This is a genomic window from Actinomycetota bacterium, assembly GCA_040905475.1.
In the GTDB taxonomy this organism is placed as follows: domain Bacteria; phylum Actinomycetota; class AC-67; order AC-67; family AC-67; genus DATFGK01.
This window is the reverse complement of record JBBDRM010000144.1, coordinates 1-19,288: the sequence shown is the minus strand read 5'-3', so window position 1 is coordinate 19,288 and position 19,288 is coordinate 1. Positions and strand designations below refer to the sequence as shown.

General features: G+C 67.9%; 21 protein-coding genes. 12 read left to right on the top strand and 9 right to left on the bottom strand.

The genetic code is table 11. The features are described 5' to 3' along the window. The coding region (locus tag WEB06_18250; GenBank protein ID MEX2557559.1) for an adenylate/guanylate cyclase domain-containing protein at nt 1-335 on the bottom strand (335 nt) is incomplete at its 3' end. 71 nt (nt 336-406) lie between these two features. Between WEB06_18250 and WEB06_18245 the strand changes: the two genes are divergently transcribed. The 4 genes from WEB06_18245 to WEB06_18230 are packed head-to-tail and all read left to right on the top strand — an operon-like array spanning nt 407 to nt 5,027. Next, on the top strand, nt 407-1,396 hold the full coding sequence (locus tag WEB06_18245) for an LLM class flavin-dependent oxidoreductase (GenBank protein ID MEX2557558.1): 990 nt from the start codon (nt 407-409) through the stop codon (nt 1,394-1,396). A 33-nt stretch (nt 1,397-1,429) separates the two neighbouring features. Next, nucleotides 1,430-2,050, top strand: a complete 621-nt coding sequence (locus tag WEB06_18240; protein ID MEX2557557.1) for an isochorismatase family protein — start codon at nt 1,430-1,432, stop codon at nt 2,048-2,050. 23 nt (nt 2,051-2,073) lie between these two features. Beyond that, complete coding sequence (locus tag WEB06_18235) at nt 2,074-2,724, top strand: TetR family transcriptional regulator (protein ID MEX2557556.1); 651 nt, start codon at nt 2,074-2,076, stop codon at nt 2,722-2,724. Between the two features lie 26 nt (nt 2,725-2,750). Then, the gene (locus tag WEB06_18230) at nt 2,751-5,027 is read left to right on the top strand and encodes an arylsulfatase (protein ID MEX2557555.1); all 2,277 of its coding nucleotides are present in this window, start codon (nt 2,751-2,753) and stop codon (nt 5,025-5,027) included. Between the two features lie 12 nt (nt 5,028-5,039). On the opposite strand, the gene WEB06_18225 is transcribed toward WEB06_18230, so the two are convergent. From WEB06_18225 to WEB06_18215, 3 genes are read right to left on the bottom strand one after another with little or no spacing between them, the layout of a single operon-like run. Further along, nucleotides 5,040-6,038 (bottom strand): LLM class flavin-dependent oxidoreductase, encoded by a 999-nt coding sequence (locus WEB06_18225; GenBank protein ID MEX2557554.1) that lies wholly within the window; start codon nt 6,036-6,038, stop codon nt 5,040-5,042. Between the two features lie 27 nt (nt 6,039-6,065). Then, nucleotides 6,066-6,497: a PIN domain-containing protein gene (locus tag WEB06_18220; GenBank protein ID MEX2557553.1), complete on the bottom strand. Its 432-nt coding sequence runs from the start codon at nt 6,495-6,497 to the stop codon at nt 6,066-6,068. Next, on the bottom strand, nt 6,494-6,787 hold the full coding sequence (locus WEB06_18215) for a type II toxin-antitoxin system prevent-host-death family antitoxin (GenBank protein MEX2557552.1): 294 nt from the start codon (nt 6,785-6,787) through the stop codon (nt 6,494-6,496). Before WEB06_18215 ends, WEB06_18220 begins: the two co-directional genes overlap by 4 nt. Nucleotides 6,788-7,012: 225 nt before the next feature. Between WEB06_18215 and WEB06_18210 the strand changes: the two genes are divergently transcribed. From WEB06_18210 to WEB06_18180, 7 genes are all read left to right on the top strand, one after another. Further along, complete coding sequence (locus WEB06_18210) at nt 7,013-8,152, top strand: LLM class flavin-dependent oxidoreductase (GenBank protein ID MEX2557551.1); 1,140 nt, start codon at nt 7,013-7,015, stop codon at nt 8,150-8,152. A 2-nt stretch (nt 8,153-8,154) separates the two neighbouring features. After that, complete coding sequence (locus WEB06_18205) at nt 8,155-8,949, top strand: SDR family oxidoreductase (GenBank protein ID MEX2557550.1); 795 nt, start codon at nt 8,155-8,157, stop codon at nt 8,947-8,949. Between the two features lie 4 nt (nt 8,950-8,953). Next, nucleotides 8,954-9,931 carry an SGNH/GDSL hydrolase family protein gene (locus WEB06_18200; protein ID MEX2557549.1) on the top strand — a complete coding sequence of 326 codons (978 nt, stop codon included), beginning with the start codon at nt 8,954-8,956 and terminating at the stop codon, nt 9,929-9,931. Beyond that, nucleotides 9,931-10,818: an IclR family transcriptional regulator gene (locus WEB06_18195; GenBank protein ID MEX2557548.1), complete on the top strand. Its 888-nt coding sequence runs from the start codon at nt 9,931-9,933 to the stop codon at nt 10,816-10,818. The genes WEB06_18200 and WEB06_18195 overlap by 1 nt, the downstream gene beginning before the upstream one ends. Nucleotides 10,819-10,972: 154 nt before the next feature. Continuing rightward, complete coding sequence (locus WEB06_18190) at nt 10,973-12,064, top strand: response regulator (protein ID MEX2557547.1); 1,092 nt, start codon at nt 10,973-10,975, stop codon at nt 12,062-12,064. Further along, nucleotides 12,061-13,509 carry an ATPase domain-containing protein gene (locus WEB06_18185; protein MEX2557546.1) on the top strand — a complete coding sequence of 483 codons (1,449 nt, stop codon included), beginning with the start codon at nt 12,061-12,063 and terminating at the stop codon, nt 13,507-13,509. Before WEB06_18190 ends, WEB06_18185 begins: the two co-directional genes overlap by 4 nt. A 9-nt stretch (nt 13,510-13,518) precedes the next feature. Further along, on the top strand, nt 13,519-14,298 hold the full coding sequence (locus WEB06_18180) for a hypothetical protein (protein MEX2557545.1): 780 nt from the start codon (nt 13,519-13,521) through the stop codon (nt 14,296-14,298). Nucleotides 14,299-14,302: 4 nt separating this feature from the next. Here WEB06_18180 and WEB06_18175 read toward each other — a convergent pair whose 3' ends face one another. Genes WEB06_18175 through WEB06_18155 form a run of 5 tightly spaced genes read right to left on the bottom strand, consistent with a single transcriptional unit; the run spans nt 14,303 to nt 18,625 of the window. Further along, nucleotides 14,303-15,451 carry an FAD-dependent oxidoreductase gene (locus WEB06_18175; GenBank protein ID MEX2557544.1) on the bottom strand — a complete coding sequence of 383 codons (1,149 nt, stop codon included), beginning with the start codon at nt 15,449-15,451 and terminating at the stop codon, nt 14,303-14,305. A 43-nt stretch (nt 15,452-15,494) separates the two neighbouring features. Continuing rightward, complete coding sequence (locus WEB06_18170; GenBank protein MEX2557543.1) at nt 15,495-15,881, bottom strand: PIN domain-containing protein; 387 nt, start codon at nt 15,879-15,881, stop codon at nt 15,495-15,497. Continuing rightward, nucleotides 15,878-16,123, bottom strand: a complete 246-nt coding sequence (locus tag WEB06_18165) for a ribbon-helix-helix protein, CopG family (GenBank protein ID MEX2557542.1) — start codon at nt 16,121-16,123, stop codon at nt 15,878-15,880. The genes WEB06_18170 and WEB06_18165 overlap by 4 nt, the downstream gene beginning before the upstream one ends. Before the next feature lie 31 nt (nt 16,124-16,154). Next, entirely contained in the window at nt 16,155-17,789 is a 1,635-nt protein-coding gene (locus tag WEB06_18160; GenBank protein ID MEX2557541.1) for a glycoside hydrolase family 36 protein, read from the bottom strand. Nucleotides 17,790-17,827: 38 nt separating this feature from the next. Continuing rightward, a complete protein-coding gene (locus tag WEB06_18155) occupies nt 17,828-18,625 on the bottom strand; it encodes an SDR family NAD(P)-dependent oxidoreductase (protein MEX2557540.1) in 798 nt (265 codons plus the stop codon). 184 nt (nt 18,626-18,809) lie between these two features. On the opposite strand from WEB06_18155, the gene WEB06_18150 reads away from it, so the two are divergent. Further along, nucleotides 18,810-19,288, top strand: a 479-nt coding sequence (locus WEB06_18150) for a 3,4-dihydroxy-2-butanone-4-phosphate synthase (GenBank protein ID MEX2557539.1), incomplete at its 3' end; no start/stop codon positions are given.

Below are 19,288 nucleotides of genomic sequence, written 5' to 3'. Positions count from 1 at the left end.
CGCCGCACCGCACGAGCCGACTCCAGCGCGCAATCCACCGCCCGCACGGCGAGCCCGAAGGTGGCGAAGAAGGCGTCGCCGGCGGTGTCGACCTCGCGGCCGTCGAAGCGCGCGATCTGGGTGCGGATGGCGGCGTCGTGCTGCTCGAGCAGCTCACGCCAGCGCTTGTCGCCGAGGCTGGTCGCGAGTTCGGTCGAACCGATGATGTCGGTGAACATCACCGCGAGCATCGCTCGCGGAGCCGCCGGGTCCTCGACAAGCTTTTCCCACGGGGCCCGTGGATCGGCGAGGTCGGCGATCTCCTCCTCGCGAGGACTCGGACCTTCCCCTTCCATGCGGCAAGTCTCCGGCACGCACCACCAGGGTGCAAGGAGTCTAGGCCCCGGATGTATTGTGGTGCCTCCTCATGATCACGATCGCGCTCCGCTACGACCTGCGCGCCCCCTCGTGGGCCGCCACCCAGCATCCCGAGCTGTACAAGGCCTGCATCGAGCAGAGCGCCTGGGTCGACGAGCACGGCGTCGCCGACATCATCAGCCTGTCCGAGCATCACGGGATCGACGACGGCTATCTCTCCGCGCCGTTCGTCATGGCCGGTGCCGTCGCAGGTGCGACGAAGAAGATCCCGATCACGATCGCCGCGGCGCTCCTGCCGCTCCACGATCCCGTTCGCCTCGCCGAGCAGATCGCGGTGGTCGACCTCGCGAGTGGCGGCCGGGTGTCCTTCGTCGCCGGGGCCGGCTACAAGCGCTCAGAGTTCGAGATGGCCGGTGTTCCGTACAAGGGCCGCACCCAGATGATGGTCGACTACATCGAGGTCATGCGGAAGGCGTGGACCGGAAAGCCGTTCGAGTGGCAGGGTCGCACCATCCGCGTCACGCCGACGCCGAAGACCAAGCCGCACCCGCTGATCCTGGCCGGCGGCTCGAGCGAAGGCTCGGCCCGGCGCGCCGCGCGCTTGGGGCTTCCATTCTTCCCCGGCGTGGGCGACCCGAAGCTGAAGGAGTTCTACGACGATGAATGCGCCAAGGTCGGCTTCGAGTTCGGCTTTTGCGTGATGCCGAAGGGACCCGGCTTCGTCCACGTGACCGAGGATCCCGACAAGGCGTGGGCGGAGATCTCACGCTACGCGTGGTACGACGCCGACACCTATCGCTCGTGGCAGGAAGGGACCCGCGCCGAAGTCCTCACGAGCGCGCCCGACGTCGATGCGCTGCGCTCCGAAGGTATCTACCGGGTCGTCACCCCCGACGAGTGCGTCGCGCTCGCCGAGGAGCTCACGCCCGGCGGCACGATCGTGCTCCACCCGCTGCTCTGCGGGATGCCGGTCGAGCTCGGGTGGGGGAGCCTCGAGCTCTTCAAAGAAAAGGTTCTGCCACGGCTCCGGCCGGCCTGACAAATCTGACGACCCGTCAGATACAATCCGTCCATGGCCACCGACCTGGCCGAACTGGTCGATCCCCGGCGGACCGCGCTCGTCACGCAGGAGTGTCAGAACGGCGTGATCGGCGAGGCCGCCGTGTTCCCCGCGCTCGCCGAGGCGGCCCGCCGCGAGATGATCCCGAACGCCGCGCGCCTGGTGAAGGCGGCGCGCGCGGCCGCGGTTCCGGTCGTCCACTGCCTGGCTCTGCGCCGCCCGGACGGGCTCGGATCGAACACCAACGCGCGCCTGTTCGGCGCCGCAAGGAAGGCGCCGGTCGCGCTCACCCCCGGCTCGGAAGCCGCTCGCGTGATCGACGAGATCGGGGTCGAGGACTCCGACGTCGTCCTCACGCGACTCCACGGCGTCGGCCCGATGTCGGGAACCGACCTGGACGCGGTGCTCCGCAACCTCGGCGCAAAGACGATCGTGGGGATCGGCGTGTCGGTCAACGTGGGGATGACGAATTTCGTGATGGACGCGGTGAACCTCGGCTACCAGTTCGTGCTACCGCGCGACGCCGTCGCCGGGGTGCCCGACGAGTACGCGAACGCGCTCATCGACAACACGCTGGCGCTGCTGGCGACCGTGGTGACCACCGAGGAGCTGGTGGCGGCGTGGAACCGATGAGCGCCGCGAAACAGCAACCGGAGGTGGACGAGGAGGTGCGCGCCCTCGACGGTCGCACGCCGGGACGTCGAGGACGAGCCACGCGCGAGAAGCTGCTGAAGTGCACGAGCGACCTGCTCGAGAAATCGTCGTACCGCGATCTCACGATCATCGACATCGCGAAGTGCGCCGGGACGTCGCCGGCCACCTTCTACCAATACTTCCAGGACGTCGAGGGCGCGATCCTGGTCTTGGCCGAGGAGATGGCGTCGAACGGCAAGAGCTTGACGTCGCTGATCCGCGATTCGGATTGGAAGGGCCGCAACGGCGGCGAGACCGCGCTCGCGCTGGTCGACGAGTTCCTCGGCCTGTGGGAGCGGCATCGCCCGATCCTGCGCGTCGTCGACCTCGCGACCGCGGAAGGCGATCTGCGTTTCCAGAACATCCGCACGCGTCTGCTGAACGAGGTGACGCTCGGGCTCCGCGATGTGATCGAGGACTTCCGCTCCTCCGGGAAGCATCCCCGCGACACCGAGGCGATGGCGCAGGCGGCGACGCTGGTTTCGATGCTCGCCCACGTCGCCCAGCATCGGTACGGTTTCGAGTTCTGGGGGATCCGCCTCGACGACATCCGCAAGAGCCTGGCGCGGATCCTGCACTCGGGGCTGACGGGGAAGCGGGCGCCTGAGGCATAGTGGCGTCGGATCGGAGGGAGGACGCCATGGCGGGCAAGCCGTTCGAAGGGGTCGTCGGCCGTACGTTCGAGGACTCGGTCGCGTGGTGGCCTCCGCTCCCCAGTCCGCCGAAGGACGCGCCGAACGTCGTGATCGTCGTGCTCGACGACGTGGGGTACGCGCAGGTCGGCTGCTTCGGGTCCGACATCGCGACGCCGTGCTTCGACGGTCTTGCGGCCGGCGGTCTGCGCTACGCCAACTTCCACACCACCTCGTTGTGCTCGCCGACGCGCGCGGCGTTGCTCACCGGCAGGAACCATCACGCGAACGGGATGGCTCGCATCGTCGAGCTTCCCCAGGGATTCCCCGGCTACGACGCGACGATCCCGAAAGAGAACGGGTTCGTGTCGGAGATCCTGCTCCGGAATCACTACGCGACCTTCGCCGTCGGGAAGTGGCATCTCACGCCGGCGACGGAGATGACGATGGGCAGCCCGCGCGATCGCTGGCCGCTGGGCCGGGGCTTCGAGCGCTTCTACGGATTCATGGGCGGGGAGACCGACCAGTACCACCCCGACCTCGTCTACGACAATCATCAGATCGATCCCCCGCGAACCCCGGAAGAGGGCTACCACCTGACGGAGGATCTCGCGGACCACGCCATCTTGTTCCTCCAGGATCTGCGCGCGACGTACCCGGCGAAGCCGTTCTTCCTCTATCTCACTCCCGGGGCCTGCCACGCTCCGCACCAGGCGCCGGCCGGCTACATCGACGCGTACCGCGGGGCGTTCGACCTCGGTTGGGACCGCTGGCGCGAGGCCGTCTTCGCGCGCCAGACGGCGTCGGGTTTGCTGCCGCCGGGGTCGGAGCTTTCGGCGCGGCCATCGTGGGTTCCGGCGTGGGATGACCTCTCCGCCGACGAGCGCCGCTTGTATGCGCGGATGATGGAGGTGTACGCGGGCTTCTTGACGCACACCGACGTCCAGATCGCGCGCGTCCTGGACTTCATCGCGTCACTCGGCGAGCTCGACGACACCATCGTGATCGCGATGAGCGACAACGGCGCGAGCGCCGAGGGAGGGCCGGGCGGGACGTTGAACGAGCAATACTTCTTCAACTTCCAGCCGGAGAGCCTCGAGGAGAACCTGCGTCGCATCGACGATCTTGGGACGCCCCGGGCGAACAATCATTACCCCTGGGGATGGGCATGGGCGGGCAACACGCCGCTCAAGCGCTTCAAGCGTGACACCCACGAGGGCGGCGTCGCCGACCCCTTGATCGTCCACTGGCCGGCGCGGCTGGGGCGGCCCGGCGAGACGCGCCACCAATACGTGCACGCGATCGACGTGTTCCCGACGTTGCTCGACGTGATCGGGATCGAAGCGCCCGCCGAGATAAACGGCGTGGAGCAGAGCCCGGTCCAGGGGTCGAGCTTCGCCGAGACGCTCACCGACGCGCGCGCCCCGAGCCGGCACCGCACCCAGTACTACGAGATGCTCGGCTCACGGGCGATCTATCACGAGGGCTGGAAGGCGGTGACGTTCCATCCGGCGCCGTTCATCGCCTACGACGGAACCGATGTGAGCAAGCCCTTCGACGACGACGCCTGGGAGCTGTATCACGTGGCCGAGGATTTCTCGGAGATCCACGACGTCGCCGCCGAGCACCCCGAGAAGCTCGCCGAGCTCCAAGCGCTCTGGTGGGAGGAGGCGGGGCGCTATCAGGTGCTTCCGCTGAACAACCAGCCCTGGCTGTATGGCGACGAGCGATTCCGGCGGGAGCGGCACGTGTACTACCCGGGCACCGGCTCGCTCCCGCAGGTGATCGCGCCGAACCTGCGCAACCGATCGTTCCAGATCGCCGCGGAGCTGGACGTTCCCGCGACCGGAGACGTTCAGGGAAGCGTGGTCGCGCACGGCAGCCATTCCGGCGGGTACGCGCTCTACCTCGCCGGTCGCCGGCTCCACTACGTTTACAACTTCCTCGGCTCCCAGATCACGACGATCTCCGCCAGCGTCGAGCTTCCGCCGGGCCCGGTCGTCGTGCGTGCCGTGTTCACGCCGACGGGATCCTTCAAGGGCGACATGCAGCTGCTTTACGGCGACGTCCCGGTGGGGCAAGGACACATCCCGAAGACGACACCCGTCACCTACGGGATGCAAGGCTTCGCGGTTGGTTACCTCCCGGCCGGACCCCTCAGCCCGGTGTGCCAAGGAAAGTTCGAGGTGACCGAGGGCGTGCTCCGGCGGGTGGTGATCGAGATCATCGGCCGGCCCGAGCGGAACGAGGGCGCCGAGGCGCGTGCCGGGCTCGCGATGCAGTGAATCGCGCGGGCGCTAACCGCTCCAGCGCTCGCCGATCGCTTTGAGGGTTTCGGCCGCCGCGTCCGCGCTCGGCGCGAGCGGCGCCACCACCGGGATCGTCACGCCCGCGTCAACGTACTCGCGCAGCCGCGCGACCACCTCGTCCGTGGTCCCGACCACGAACAGGTCGTCCGCGATCCGATCGCTGAACGCCTTGCCCATGGCTTCGCGGTCTTTGGCCTTCGCGGCGACGGCGATCGCTTCCGCCTCTTCCTCGTACCCCATCCAGCGATAGAACTTGTTGTAGACGCTCGTCGCCACGTACGGGGCGAACACCATCTTTAGGATCGACTTCGCCGACGCGGCGTCGTCGGTCACGAGACAGAACAGTCGCGCCATCACCGGGAAGTCCGACGGCAGCTCACGCCCGGCCTCCTTCGCCCCCGCGCGCACCTCGTCGAGCATGGCCGGCACGTGGTGCGGCGCGATCTGATTGATGCAGAGCCCATCGCCGAGCTCGCCGGCCAGCCGCAGAGACTTCGGGTTCAGCGAGCCGAGGAACAGCGGCACCGGCGCCGGTGGGGGAGTCGGCGTCTTGTAGCCGCCGATCTTCACGTAACGCCCGTCGTAGGTCGAACGCTCGCCGCGCAGGATCGGGCGCAGCGCCTCAACCGCTTCCCGCAGGTTCGTCAGCGGCTTGTCGAACGGCTGGCCGCCGAAGCGCGAAACGAGCACCTCCGACGATGCGCCGACGCCGAGCGCGAACCGTCCGCCCGTCAGCTGCGCCATCGAGACCGCCGTCATCCCGAGCACGAACACCGATCGCGTCTGCACCGGAACCACTCCGACCCCGAGGTCGTAGTCGGTCGTCGCGGCCAGCGCGCCGAGCATCGTGAACGCGTCGGGGCCGTCGACCTCGGCCCCCCACGCCGACCGGTAGCCCCAGTCCCATGCCCGGCGGGCGACCTCGAGGGATTCCCGGGCCGAGGAACCCGGCAATTGCGCGTTCACGGCGAGCGCGGTGTCGATCATCGCCGGGACGCTATCAGAAGCGGGACGTTAGACGGCTCTCGGATCGACCACGATGAAACCCTCGCGCCGCGCCGCGTCGTTGAGGCGGGAATCTTGACTCACGAAGTCGAGCATCGAAGGGATCCCCTCGCTCGCCTGCAGCGCTGCAGCGAGCTGAAGCGCATCGGCGACACGGAGGTCGTGCGTACGAAGCAGCCGCCGGGCGGAGCGGCGGACGGTTGCTCCCGGACCCACCTCGTCCCAACCCGAAGCGAACGCGTCGAGACGCTGGAGCGACTCGCTGATCTCCTCCGGGTCGGCGCCTGTTCGTTCCACGCGAGCGACGGCCGAGACGCACTCGAGCTCGGCTCCCCACCAGACGAACATCCGACCATCGTCGCTATGGATCGAGCGCGCCGAGCGTGAAGTGTTCTCTTCACGCAGAAGCGGGATGATCGCCGACGGATCCCAGAACCTCATCGTCCTTCCCGGCGCTCCTCGAGCAGGAACTCGACCGCGCTGACCCCGGGCTTGCCCTTCGGAGGCGGCGTCTCGAGCAGCCACTTTGGGTATCGACCCGTGCCCCGGCGGATGATCCCTGCGCGCTCTAGTCGCGCGAGCCGGCCCTCGTCGTCATGGGATCGCTGTGCGGGCTCGAGCCGAGCGACCGGGATCCCGCGATCGACGATCACAACCGTCTCGCCGGCCTTGACGATGTCGAGCAGGGCGCTGAGCTTGTTCTTCGCCTCGGTTATTGTGGCTATTCTCATATAGCTAGAATAGCTAGATTCAGCTGGAGCGGCAAGGGACGGCCCTTCGCGCCAGTCAGGCAAGTTGACGTCAACTTTGTCTGACAATTGTCTGACAGCCTCCATGAGGCCCGCAGCTCCCATACCACTCGGATCCGGCTTGACACCCTCGGTCACCGTTGGGGATACTGCCGTTCGCCAGGCGTACCAGCCGTTTGCCAGAGCGAAACACCGAGGGAGGCCGTCATGAAGCTGGACCTTCTGTACGAGATCGACGTCCCCAAGCCGTGGGCCAAGCCTCACCCCTACGGCCAACGCGAGGCCGAGCAGAAGGCGTACAAGGAAGCGATCGAGCAGATAAAGCTCGGGGACCGGGTCGGCTTCCAGACCGTCTGGTGCGTCGAGCATCACTTCCGTGAGGGGCGCTCGCATTCGCCGTCGAGCGAGGTCGTGCTCGGCGCGCTCTCCCAGGCGACCGAGAACATCCGGCTGGGCTTCGGCGTGACGCTCATGCCGTTCGGCTTCATCCATCCGGCGCGCGTCGCCGAGAAGGTCGCGACCGTCGACGTGCTGTCAGGCGGACGGGTCGAGTGGGGGACCGGCCGCTCGACTCCGATGGAGCAGACGGCGTTCGGTGTCGACCGCGAGCGCAGCCGTGACCACTGGAAGGAAGCGATCGAGATCGTTGTCGGCATGTGGGAGAACGAGTACTTCGAGTACCACTCTCCGAGCTTCGACTTCCCGCGCCGCATGGTGACTCCGAAGCCGGTGCAGGATCCGCACCCGCCGGTGTGGATGGCCGCGACGAGCCAGGGCTCCAGCGCCGTCGCCGGCAAGATGGGCCTCGGCCTCCTCTCGTTCGCGATCATGCAGCCGATCTCGAAGATGGCCGAGCACATCCGCGACTACCGCGCCGCGCAGGAGACCGCGAAGCCGCTCACGCGTATCCAGAACAACCGCGTCGCTGCGTACACGCTCGTTCACTGCGCAGACACGTTCGCGCAGTGCGAGGAGAACGGCATCTGGGACAGCGTGTGGTGGTGGTACAAGAACCTCGCCGAGTTCACGCTCGAGTGGGAATTCCCGCACTTCTCGCAGGAAGAGAAGGACCAGATCTTCCCGCTGCTCCGCAAGCACGCGACGGGCGACCTCGATCCGAAGACCTTCCACGAGGGCGACATGATCATCGTCGGCGATCCCGATCAGTGCCTCGAGAAGATGATCAAGTACGCCGAGCTCGGCGTGGATCAGCTGATCTGCTACTCGCAGTTCGGCTACCTGTCGCACGAGTCGATCATGCGGTCCATCGAGCTGTGCGGGACCAAGCTCATCCCCGAGCTGGAGCGACGCGACATCCAGGTCGAGGTCAAGACGGTCGCGAAATAGCGGTGACGAGCACCGACGACACCTCGGTCCCGTCCTACCTCGACCTAGTCAAGCTCGAGGGGCGCGGGTTCATCGTGGTCGGGGCCGGGCAGGGGATCGGCCGTCAGGCGACGCACGCGCTGGCTCAGGCCGGCGCGAAACTGTTCCTGATCGACAACCAGGACACGCTCGCTAAGGAGATCGCCGACGAGGTCGGCGGTACGCCCTGGGTCGCCGACGCGCGCGACCGCGGCGAGGTCGAGCGGGCCGTCGCCGAAGCGCGCGGCAAGCTCGGCCGTGTCCACGGGCTCGTCGACATCGTCGGGATGGCGCGCTGGGGCCAGCTTCTGGAGGCCGGCGACGAGGACTGGGACTGGACGTTCGGCATGGTCCTGCGCCACGCGTTCTTGTTCTCGCAGGCGGTGGGCAAGGCGATGGTCGAGGACGGCGGCGGCGTGATGACCTTCGTCGCGAGCGTGAGCGGGGTCACGAGCGCGCCGGGACACGCGCCCTACGGCGCGGCGAAGGCCGGGCTCATGTCGTGGATGCGGACGATCGCGGTGGAGCTCGGGCCGAAGGGGATCCGCGCGAACGCGGTCGCGCCCGGCGGGGTTTTGACTCCGCGCGTCGCCAGGATGATCGGCGAGGAAGGCCGGAAGGCGCAGGAGCCCAACGTTCCGCTACGGCGCATGGCCATCCCGTCGGACGTCGCGAGTGCGATCCTTTACCTGTCGAGCGACCTGAGCTCGTTCGTCAACGGTCAGACGCTGATCGTCGACGGGGGCGTCATCGCGAAGTTCGGCTACGCGACCCCCTAAGCCGATGGAGCCCGACCCGTTCATCCGCGGCCAGGCCTGGCCCGGCACGCCCAAGGTGCCGTACCCGCGCGCGAAGCCATCGGACGCGTTCCGGCTCCCGGTCGACACCTGGACGCAGGCGCAGATCCCGGTCGGCGTGCGGCTCGAGCTCGTCGGCGACGCCGAGCAGGTCGAGATCTCCTACGAGACGCGCGGCGCGGACTCGGGGATCCGCGGCGAGGCCGGCGTGACGTTCCAGCTCTGGCGCGGCGGCACGCCGGTGGACGAGGAGAAGGCCGAGCATCCCGAGGGAACCGTGCGCCTGAGCATGGGATCGGGTTCCGCGGACGAGCCTGCGATCGTCTATCTGCCGGAAGGGATGCGGCCCGCGCTCCGCGACGTCGCCGGCGTCGGCGGCGAGATCGAGCCCGCGCCGCTGCAGCCCCGATGGCTCTGCTACGGCGACTCGATAGCCGAAGGATGGCTTGCGAGCCGGGCCGCGTACGCGTGGCCCGCGATCGCCGGGCGCGAGCAGGGGCTCGACGTTCTCAATCTCGGCTACGCGGGGTCGGCGCGCGGTGAGATCGTGTCGGCCGAGCACATCGCGGAGCTCGACGCGGCCGTCATATCGATCACACACGGGACCAATTGCTGGCAGCGGATCCCCCACTCGATCGGCATGTTCCGCGAGATCACCGACGCCTTCTTGAGCGTCGTCCGTCAAGGACATCCCGAGACGCCGATCCTGGTCGCCTCGCCGATCCTCAGAGCCGACGCAGAGGAAGCGCCGAACCGTTTGGGCGCGACGCTCGCCGACCTCCGGGGAACGATGGAGAAGGTCGTGGCGCGCCGCATCGACGACGGCGACGACCGTATACGCTTCATCGACGGGCTTCCGATCGTCGCGGAGTCACAGCTTTCCGACGGCATCCACCCGAACGACGAAGGTCATCGCGCGATCGCGGCGGCTCTCGGGCCGGTCGTTCGAGAGATGATCGGCTGATGGCTCGCCGCGCCCCCGCCGTCGAGCGCGCCGTCGCGGTGCTCAACTACCTCGCGGCGCATCCGGGCGAGCGGTTCTCGCTCTCGGAGATCGCGCGAGACCTCACACTCAACAAGGCGACACTGCACGCGATCCTCGGGGCGCTCACCGACGCGGGATACCTCTCGCGCGATCCGGAGCAGAAGACGTACGGACTCGGGCCGGCGCTCGTCGCGCTGGGCAACGCTGCGCTGAGCACGTTCTCGGTCGCCGACTACGCGCTCCCGGAGATGCAAGCGCTCACCGAAGAGCTCGGGCTCGACTGTGTCGCGTCGGCCGCCATCCGCGACGAGATCGTGATCCTCGCTCGAACCGGCACGCCGCGTCCGTTCGGCATCAACGTTCAGCCGGGCCAGCGATTGCCGCTCGCTCCGCCGCTCGGGACGGTGTTCGTCGCGTGGTCGTCGGACGCCGTGATCGACCGATATCTGGCGCGCGTCGGCCCGCCGTCGCCGGCGCAGCGTCTCGAACGGTATCGCCGGGCGATCACCGCCGTGCGAGCGCGCGGTTATTCGGTCGGCCTGGAGGGCCCTCCGCCGCCCACCCGGCCACGCGACGCCCGCCGAACCGCCCACGCGCCGACGTTGGAGGAAAGCGTCCGAAGCGTTGAGATCGAGGAGTACGCGCTCATCGACCTCGACCGTGCGTCGTCGTACCGGTTGAACCACATCGGCGCGCCGATCTTCGGACCGGATGGCGCAGTGGGGGTCGGATTGTTCCTGATCGGGTTCGCCGGTGTCGTTCCCGCGGAGCGGGTGCCCGAGTACGCAGCCCGCCTGCGTTCGGCGTGTGAGCGGGTAACAAAAGCCGTTCACGGCCGCGAACCGGACGAACTACCCGCCGGCTGACGCGGTTCATTCCACTCCTCCTCATCCCCGCGGCCGGTTCGTCCGATAAGCATCGTGACTAGCCCGCGCGGGCTATTTCGCTGCTAATCGCGATGCGGTTGCATTACGGCATAACCAAGAAAAAGGGGATGGCGCAACGACGTATCCGCTAGAGGTGGAGCAAACCCCGCAGCCGTCCGGCGACGGATCGGATGGTGCGCGTCTTGCGGACATCCTTTCGACCGTCTCTCACGAGCTGCGAACCCCGGCGACCTTGATCGTCGGACTCGCGTCGACGCTGACAGCGAACCGTGAGCGCATGACCTCGAGTCAGGTGTCCGATGCCGTGGCACGTCTCGAACGGCAGGCCAAGCGTATGGTGCGTCTGCTCGACGACCTGCTCGACGCGTCAAGGGTCGGGACGGGCCACAAGCTCCAGCTCGCGATGCTGAGCGTCAACCTCGCCGCCGCCGTCGAGGGCGCGCTCGCCGCGGCCGCACCTCCTTCGCACGTGAGCGTCACCACGAAGATCGCGGCCGATGTGAACGTCTACACCGACCCGTACGCTCTGGAGCGCTCGTTGGTGAACCTGTTGCGCAACGCGTTCCGCTACGGCGGTCCGAACGTAGCCGTCGAGGCGCGGCCGTCCATCGGTGGGGTTGCGCTGTCGGTGTCGGACGACGGAGCAGGCGTCGCACCCGAGATCGTGCCCCATCTCTTCGAACCGTTCCACGCGTCGGCCGGCGGCACCGGCTTGGGCTTGGTCATCGTCCGCGCGATCGCCGAGGCGTCGGGGGGAGACATCTCCTACGAGCCCGTGCAGCCGACTGGCGCGCGATTCACCTTGCGCCTGCGCGATGAAGCACGCCGGCCGGATCCGCAACCGAGGCCCAGGGCCCCGGTCTCGGATGAGACGCCGATGATCCTCATCGTCGACGACGAACCCGATGTCCTCTTCTTGCTCCGGCTCACGCTCGAGCACGCGGGATATCGGGTCGAGGAGGCGCCACACGGCGCGGCTGCGCTGGAGGCGATCCGGCGTCTGCTGCCGGATCTCGTGATCACCGACCTGATGATGCCGGTGGTCGACGGCCGCGAGCTCATCCAGCGCTTGCGCGAGGGAGCCGAAACCGCGGAGCTTCCGATCATGCTGCTCAGCGCCAGCCCCGATGATCGGTCGGGCGCCGACCGCGTGATGCGGAAACCGTTCGACCCTCGGCAACTGATGCGCGCGATCGAAGAGCTCGTTGGGGGGGAAGAAGCATGAGGCGGATCTCGACCGGCATCGCCGAGCTCGACCTCGTTCTGCACGGCGGACTGATGCCCGGTTCGCTCGCCGTGCTCGCCGGGGCGCCGGGCAGCGGGAAGACGATCCTCGCGCAACAGGTCTGTTTCGCGAACGCGCACCCCGACGCGAAGGCCATCTACTACACGACGCTGTCCGAGCCGCATTCGAAGCTCGTCGACCATCTCGATGGCTTCTCGTTCTTCGATCCCGGCGCGATCGGGAAGTCGGTGGAGTTCCGTCACCTCGCGTCGCTGGCCACCGGCGACAACGTCACCATGGCCGACGTCACGACCGAGGTTGTGCGCCAGGCGTTTGAGCAGCGGCCGTCGGTCATCGTCATCGACTCTAGTAAAGCGCTTCACGAGGCCGAGGGACAGGGGTTCCGCAAGTCGATCTATGAGCTCGCAAGTCGCGTAGCGCACACGGACGCGCTGCTGATGCTCGTCGGCGAGTACGAGCTGGAAGACATCAAGTCCGCCGCGGAGTTCGCGGTCGCCGACGCCATCCTCTACATGGCCAACGACGGATCCGGAAAGTCCGACCACCGCTGGCTGCGCGTGTCGAAGCTGCGCGGCTCGGACTACCTCGGCGGACGGCACACGTTCCGCATCGGTCAGACCGGCATCTCCGTGTACCCGCGGCCCGAGTCGACGCTGGCACCGCCCCAGGGCGAGTCCGAAGGTCGCATCTCCACCGGGTTCCCGGGGCTCGACGAGATGATGAAGGGCGGTGTCCCGACCGGGAGCGTGACGATCGTGGCCGGGCCGTCCGGCGCGGGCAAGACGGTGATCGGACTGCAGTTCCTGACCGAAGGCCTGACGCGGGGCGAGCCGTGTCTGTACGTGTCGTTCCAGGAAAGCGAACGTCAGCTCCTCGACAAGGCCCGCCACTTCGGCTGGGGCTTGGCCGACGCGGCAGCATCCGGTGCTCTCACGGTCACGCACGTGCAGCCCGTCGAGCTAGGCCTCGACGTAGTCGCAGCCGAGATCCGGCGCGCGGCGGTGGCGACCGGCGCCAAGCGGGTCGTCATCGACAGTATCGCCGAGCTCGAACACGGCGCGGACCGGGACCGATTCGCCGACTACCTGTGGGCGCTCGTCGGATCGCTTCGCCACGGCGGCGCAACCACCATCCTGACGAGCGAGACGTCGGCATTCTTCGGGCCGGCGTTCGAGCTCGCCCACGGGCTCTCCTATGTTGCCGACAACGTCGTGCTGCTCCGCTACACCGAACTCGATTCGGAGATCCATCGGGCGCTCGTCGTAGTGAAGATGCGTGAGAGCGACCACGTGAAGAGCCTCGTCGAGTTCGAGATCACGTCCCAAGGCGCGAAAGTCCTTGGGAAGTTCGCCGGCGTCTCCGGCGTGCTTTCCGGTAGCCCGACCCCAACGGAGCAGCGCTTCAAAGAATTCTTCGGCAAATAGGAGAAGACGATGCGGACGAGCCAGCTCACGACCACCTACATCCAAGCGCTCATCTTCGCGGCGCTCGGATTTCGGTGTGTTGTTGCATACGCTCGAGAGCGCGACCGGCGCTCCGCCGATCTCGCGTGGGCGGCAGGGCTGTTCGGCCTCTCGTCCCTGATCTCGGCGGTCAGCTCGACCATCTGGGATCAAACGCAGCTCGAGCAACCGCCGCGCGCGCTCACACTCCTATCCAGCGCGATCATCTTCCTCTCCATCTACGCGTTCCTGCGGTTCCTGTCCGACTTCATCCCGTTCCCGAAATGGGTCCACGCGGTCATCATCGCCGCGACCGCGGGCAACATCGTGCTGTCCGTGATCGAACGGCCCGACTTCCGATTCGATCCCCAGATAGGCATCGTGCCGATCGCCGGGGTCGACAACCCGATCAGCTACCGGGCCTACATCGGGTACGTGTTGCTCTACCTGGCGGCGGCGTTCGGGGTGCTTGCGCTGGCGTTCGCGATGTACGGGATACGGACGGCCGGTTTGGCGCGCTTCCGGATGCTCTCCATCGCGTCGGGGTTCTTCCTGCTCTTCGTGATCATCGGGCTTCTGCCGCGCCTGCTGTTCGGCAACCCGAGCCTCGAGACGATACGGACCCTCACGGACATCGCCCGGTACGTTGCGTTGCTCGCGGCGCCACTTCTGTTCCTGGGCTTCGCGCCCCCGGAGTGGGTCAGACGCCGCGTCGGCCGAGGCGAGCCCAGCGGGCCGCCGCTCGACCGAAGGGTGCGAGGAGCTGCCTAACCCGTCACGCGGACGGGCCGAACCACGCGTCGAGTCGCTCGCGCTCGAAGCGGGCTTTCTCCTCCAGGTGCGCGCGCGACGGCGGGGTGAGCTCGACGTCGGGCGCGGGCTCCGCGAGGAAGTTGCCGCGCACCAGCATCGCTTCGCCGTTGCCGACCTCGAGGAAGCAGAACCCCTCTCCGTCGAAGGTCGTCTCCGGATCCCGACCTGCCAGGCGCGCGGCGATGCGCTCGGCGACGACCTCTCCCTCACCTTCGGCGAACACGCCGGCCTTCGGGACCGGCTGGCCGTTGGCCATGGGGATCCCCGTGACGTCGCCGACCGCGTACACGCCGTCGAATGAGGTCTCGAGCGTGCGCGGATGAGCCTTCACCCAGCCGCCTTTCTCGGCGAGCCCCGCGTCGACGACGACGGACGGAACGCGATGCGGGGGTACGGCGAGGAGCAGATCGAAGGGGATCTCGTCGCCCTCGAGCACGACGCGGCCCGGCTCGACCCCCAAAGCCTTGGTGTTCGGGCGGAACGCGATCCCCACGCCGGCGAGCCGTCCGTCGATCGCCTCACAGCCGCCCTTCCCGAGCACCGGAAGCGACATCGGCTGCGGCGTGAAGACCGTCCAATCCAGTCGCGCTCCGCGTGCCTCGGCGGCTTCCCGCGCGAGCAGCGCCAGCTCGTACGGCGCCGGAGCACATTTGTACGGTGCGCCGAAGATGCCCACGACCGCCCGTCCGCGCTCGATCGTGGCCAGCGCATCGGCGGCCGCCGGGATCCCGTCCGTCGAGTACACGTTGTGTCCGTGCTCGGCCAATCCCGGCACCGCGCCGGGAACGACTTCGGCGCCGAGGGCGACGAGGAGAGCGTCGGCTTCGATGCGCCCACCGCCGACCTCTGCGGCACGGCCGGCCGGGTGGATCCGCGTCACGTCGTCCTGCAAAACCCGGATGCCTTTGGCTTCGAGCGCCGACAGCGGACGCGCGCCCGCCTCGAGCGGCTCGCGGCCGATCACGGCCATGGTCTTGCGGAAGCCCATCGCGAAATGGGTCCGGCGGTCGGCGAGAACGATCTCGTCCTCGTCGGGTAGCAGCTTCCGTAGCCGGTTGGCGGCCGCGACGCCGCCGAACCCGCCGCCGAGGATCAGCACGCGATGAGTCATCGGACCATTGTGGCTGCCGGGGTTCGGCCTGGCCAATCCAGGATCAGGGGACGAGCGTGAAGCCCTGTGCGGCGAAATCCCGGTCGAACGTGAATGCGTGATCGATCCCCTCGCGGCGCATGATCTCGAAGCTGACCCAGTCCACGAGGGAGGCTCGTCGCCGGACCGCTGCGAGGAAAGCCGAGACGGCCGCGCGGTGGATCTCCTGGTCCACCCACCGGATGGCGATCGACGGCAGGAGATCCTCCAAGAACGATCGTGCCGGGACCGGACCCAGACGGCGATGGACGAGGGCCACGGTCTCCGCGACGGCGTAGTTGTGGGTGATAAGGGACCGAGGGGATCCTTCGAAGAACGCTCGTGCTCGCGCGTGCGCCTCATCGTCCCGATCGAGCAGGGCGAAGAGGGCGGACGTGTCGATGAAGATCACTCGTCGAGCAGGGTCTCGACGAAGTACTCGTCGTGCTTCCGGCTAACGTCGCTCAGTCCTGAGCGACCCTTGCCTAAGGCGGAAAGCGCGCGCCGGTAGCGTGCATCTCCCTCACCACGCTGCAGGAGCGACTCGTCGATCGCGCGACGGATCAATTCGGCCATCGAGACGCCTTGCTCCGCTGCGAGCCTCCGTAGGGCCGCGGCTTGCGACTCCTCGAGCTGGATCTGCGTCCTGATCATGTAAGCATGATAACACTTATCGCTTACACGATTACATGGTGGACAGCCGTGCGACCCCTCGGGTTGGATCGCCGACCAGCGAGATGAACCCCGCCTCGAGCGTCGTGGGCGTCCATCGCTCGAGCAAGTCGGGACACGCCGGCGCAACGCCGGAGCGGCTGGCGTCGTCGACGGCCCGACTGATCCCGAGCACCTCGTCCAGGAGATCGTGCGCCTGCGGGTCCAGCTGGTGGAGATCGTCGGAAAGCACGACTATTCCCCCCGACGCCGCGACCGCGTGAGTCCAGGCCAGCCGCTGTCGCCCGGTCAGTCGCGTCCCCCTTCGTCGCAACACGAGGCAGTCGGGATCGTTGAGCCACAGACGGCGATGCATGAATGATCGCGCGAGCGTGTTCCGCCAGGCGTTGAGGATCGCGGGAGCATCGTCGCCACCGCCGCCCACCGATCGGCGTGGCGTCCAGTACGGTGCGATATCGGGCCCGATCCGCATGCCGTCGACCACGCCGATGCAGGGTCCGAGCGGTGCACCGCATCCGAGGATGAACGCCTCGTCACCGGTTCCGCGCCGCAGGGCATCGAACCCCAAGCGAACGCGTTCCGCGGGGGTGCGGGAAGGGTCCCGCGCATCACCGGGGAGGGCGGGCGCGTACGTGAAGTCCAGCTTCAAGTAACGCCAACCCATGCCGACCAGCGTGTGGGTCAGCGCTTCCAAGTGGGAGAGAACGTCGGGATGGGTCGTATCCAGGACGTGTTGTTCCCCGCCCCAGGCGGCGTTGACCAGACCGACAACGGGTGTGCCCGCGGGGGTACGGACGATCCAATCCGGATGATCGGCTGCCACCCGCGACCGGGGTGAGACGAGGAACGGCGCAAGCCAGAGGCCGGGAACGAAACCGGCGGAGGCGACGTCCGCTGCGATCCGCTCAAGCGAGGACGAGAAGGCGTCCGAGCATCTCAGCCAGTCGCCGATCTGTGTCTGGTAGCCGTCGTCGAGCTGGAACACCTCGATCGGCCAGTCCCCGGCGTCTGCGAGGTTGGCTCGCAACACGTCCTCGGTGACGTCACCGAAGTACTGGTACCAGGAACACCATCCGACTCGATGGCTCGCGTCGCGGCGAGCTCGTGAAGCCTGCCCCGCCCATGCCGCCCAATGCTGCAACAACTCGGCGGGCTCACCTCTCTCGATCTGGATCGCGTGTAACGTCCGGCTTTCCCCCGGCCCGAGGACGGCTCCACCCAGATACGCCTCGGCCACGATCTCGGCTCCGCGGACACGGAACCTGCCGTCGTGGCGGTCGCCGCCGTCGAAGCCCAAACAGAAAGCTCCGTCGGGATCACCGACGAGCGTGACCAGCTCGCTGCGTGGATCGGACGGGTCTGCTCTATCAGGGCTCAGCAGTGCGCCGCCGGCCCTGTTTGAACCGCGGGCACGAAGGGGAGCTTCCGCCGGGATCGGCCCGCCGCCGGAAGGCGACCAGGACTGCCATCCGTTCCGGAACCAGCGTGTCGGCGTACGGCCGGTCGTGCGCCAGCGAAGGAGAACGCGATCGACCACGACCGGAGCCGGGCCCTCGTTGGCGACGGACCAGGTGATGACACCGTCATCCGTGCTCGTCTCGACGACGCAGCCCGCCGGCGCGTCGGCGTCGAGAAACTCGAGATCCACCACACGCCTCCGCAGCGCGGCTTACGCGGCCGACGCGGTCAAACCATCGCCTGGCCGCCGTTGGCGCGCCAGATGTTGCCCGTCGAGAAGCGCGAGGCGTCGGATGCGAGGTAGAGGATCAGGTAGGCTTGGTCGATCGGCTCTCCGACGATCCCCAACGGCGAAAGCTTCTTCATCCTTCCGACGAATGCGTCGTAGCGCTCCTGGTTGATCGAGCCGTCGGGCTCGTAGATGTGCCGCGCGGTGAAGCCCGATACCGTCATGCCCGGCGCAACCGTGTTGACCCGGATCCCGTAACGGCCGACCTCGAACGCGAGCGTCTTGGTCATCTGTGCGACGCCGGCCTTGGTGATCGCGTACACGCCGTACGCCGGCGCCGGCGTGTCGATCGCGGTCGACGAGACGTTGATGATCGAGCCCGACCCCTGCGGCTGCATGACGCGGATCGCGGCCTGACAGCCGAACAGAACGCCCTTGAGGTTGACGGAGATCACCTTGTCGAGCTCGGCCTCCGTTGCCTCGGTGAGCTTGCCGTCCGAGGCGATGCCGGCGACGTTGGCCATCACGTCCAGCCGGCCGAACTCGGAGACTGCCCGGTCGATGAGCGCGTCGACCTCCTCCTTGGACGAGATGTTCACGCGCTGGACGACCGCCTTGCCGCCGTCCTCGGTGATGAGCTTGACCGTCTGCTCGGCGGCGGCCTCGTCGATGTCGCCACACACCACGTTGGCGCCGGCGCCGGCGAGCACCTCGGCCGTCGCGCGCCCGATGCCGCTCCCGGCCCCGGTGACCACCGCGGTGCGGCCGGAGAGGTTGAAGATCGAAAGCGCGTCCATCCTGGAAACCCCCGTTCGAGATCTAACGACCCGTCAGATATCGGAGCATAGCCCCGGGCTTGACGCCGGTTCCAGGGAAGTCTACCTTAGGATTTGCGATTGTAACCACTCGTTCGCTAGAGCGAACGGAGCATCGAGAGGAGGCGCCGACCGGAGACGGCGGCGACCCGAGCAGGAGGGAACGATGGAGAGCGTGCGGCCCGTCGAGGACCCGTTCTCACGCATCGAGGACGCGATCGAAGCGATCCGTCGGGGCGAGATCGTCATCGTCGTGGACGATCCCGATCGCGAGAACGAAGGCGACTTCATCATGGCCGCCTCCAAGATCACCGCCGAAGCGGTCAACTTCATGGTCACCCACGGGCGCGGCCTGCTGTGCCTGCCGGTGACCGACGAGCGCGCCGCCCGGCTCGGTTTCCGTCCGATGGTCGAGGATGGTCGCTACGGCGACGGCACCGCGTTCACGGTCTCGATCGATCTGGCCGACCCGCCGGGCAACACCGGGATCTCCGCCCCCGACCGATCCCGATGCATCGAGCGCGCCGTCGCCCCCGACGCGCGCCTCGAGGAGTTCCGCACTCCGGGCCACGTGTTCCCGCTGCGCGCGCGCCCCGGCGGCGTGCTCGAGCGCGCGGGGCATACCGAAGCCGCCGTCGACCTCGC